The 1,711-nt window shown below is 72.5% G+C and carries 2 protein-coding genes and 1 pseudogene; 1 reads left to right on the top strand and 2 read right to left on the bottom strand.

Features of this window, described 5'->3' with window-relative positions:
- Positions 1-32: 32 nt before the first annotated feature.
- Complete coding sequence (locus CCN56_RS39740; RefSeq protein ID WP_041129702.1) at positions 33-539, bottom strand: MarR family winged helix-turn-helix transcriptional regulator; 507 nt, start codon at positions 537-539, stop codon at positions 33-35.
- A 91-nt stretch (positions 540-630) separates the two neighbouring features.
- On the opposite strand from CCN56_RS39740, the gene CCN56_RS39745 reads away from it, so the two are divergent.
- Positions 631-1,419, top strand: coding sequence for a dioxygenase (locus CCN56_RS39745; RefSeq protein ID WP_086832443.1), 789 nt, complete (start codon positions 631-633; stop codon positions 1,417-1,419).
- 14 nt (positions 1,420-1,433) lie between these two features.
- Here the strand turns inward: CCN56_RS39745 and CCN56_RS39750 are convergent.
- Positions 1,434-1,711 (bottom strand): annotated as a pseudogene (locus CCN56_RS39750) (hypothetical protein); the annotation flags it as partial.

The following is a 1,711-nucleotide window of genomic DNA, read 5'->3' on the forward strand; positions in this document are numbered from 1 at the left end:
ACCGGGGCAGGCCCGTTCGTGCGTTCCGTCCCTCAGCGGAGCCAGGGCAGGTCCGCGTCCGCGTCCGTGGGTTCGAGGCCCTCGGCCATCACGCGCATGATCACGCCGAGCTGCTCCACCTGTTCGGGGGAGAGCCGGTCGAACATGGCCTGGCGGACCGCCGCCACATGGCCGGGCGCGTTCCGCCGGAGGACCTCCATGCCCTCGTCCGTCAGCTGGGCGAACTGGCCGCGCTTGTCGGAGGGGCAGTCCTCGCGCCGCACCCAGCCGTTCTTCTCCAGGCGGGCGATCGCGTGGGAGAGCCGGGAGCGGGTGATCTTGGCGCTCCGGGCCAGCTCGGTCATCCGCAGCCGGCGGCGCGGGGCCTGGGAGAGCTGGACGAGGAGCCCGTAGTAGACGTGCGGCATCCCGGCGTCGCGCTGCAACTGGCGGTCGAGGTGGTCCTCCAGGAGTGTGGTGGCGTGCAGGTACGCGCGCCAGACGTGCTGCTCCTCGGCGGTCAGCCAGCGGGGTTCGGTCATGTCTCCCATGGTTCCCATCGTACGACTCGTTCTTGAAAGTTGAACAATCCAGGTCTAAGGTGGGTCGAGTAATAGCTTGAAGTTTCAAGGACTGCGGAAGGTGGTCGCCATGGACGCCACGATCGAACGGATGCCGGCCCTCTACCTGTCCCACGGCGCCCCGCCGCTCGCCGACGACCCGGTCTGGCCCGGCGAGCTCGCCGCCTGGTCCGCCGGCCTGCCGCGCCCCAAGGCGATCCTCATGGTCTCCGCCCACTGGGAGGAGGCCCCGCTCGCGCTCGGCGCCACCGAGACCGTCCCCCTCGTCTACGACTTCTGGGGCTTCCCCGAGCACTACTACCGCGTCCAGTACGCCGCCCCCGGCGCCCCGCGGCTCGCCGAGGCCGTCCGCAAGCTGCTCCACGGGCCCGGCACCCCCGTGCAGGACATCCCCGACCGGGGCCTCGACCACGGCGCGTACGTGCCGCTCGTCGAGATGTTCCCCGACGCCGACATCCCCGTACTCCAGATCTCCATGCCCACCCTCGACCCGCGCCGGCTCATGGACATCGGCCGCAAGCTCGCCCCGCTGCGCGACGAGGGCGTCCTGATCGTCGGCAGCGGCTTCTTCACCCACAACCTCGCCGCCCTCCGCCACACCGGCCCCGGCGTCCCCGGCTGGTCCGCCGAGTTCGATGCCTGGGGGAACGAGGCGCTCGCCGCGCACGACGTCGACGCCCTCCTGGACTTCGAGCACAAGTCGCCCGCCGGCCGCCTCGCCCACCCCCGTACCGAGCACTTCGCCCCGCTCTTCGTCGCCATGGGCGCGGCGGACGCGGCCGACGACCTCGACGCGGAGCGGTCGGTGATCGACGGCTTCTGGATGGGCCTCGCGAAGCGCTCCGTCCAGTTCGGCTGACCTCTTCGTCGGTTCTATCGGTACGCCGGCGGGTTGAGCTCGATCGAGCGGACGGCGGCGGCGAGGGCGAGCGGGTCGCCCACGTCGAGCGCCGTGTCCGTGAACTTGATCGTGTGGTCGTCGCCGTGCGCGGCCGCCCGCTCGAAGAGCTCCTCCGGGCCGAGTCCGGTCTCGGCGTACGGGGCGGCCTCGCGCGGCGTGTAGGCCGCCGTCACCGCGGCCGCCGCCGCCCAGGCCGCCGCCGTGCTCGGCGCCCACAGCGCGCGGGGGAGGGCGGGCAGGGCCCGCAGGA

Source organism: Streptomyces sp. NRRL B-24572, assembly GCF_002156145.1.
Classification (GTDB): Bacteria; Actinomycetota; Actinomycetes; order Streptomycetales; family Streptomycetaceae; genus Streptomyces; species Streptomyces vietnamensis.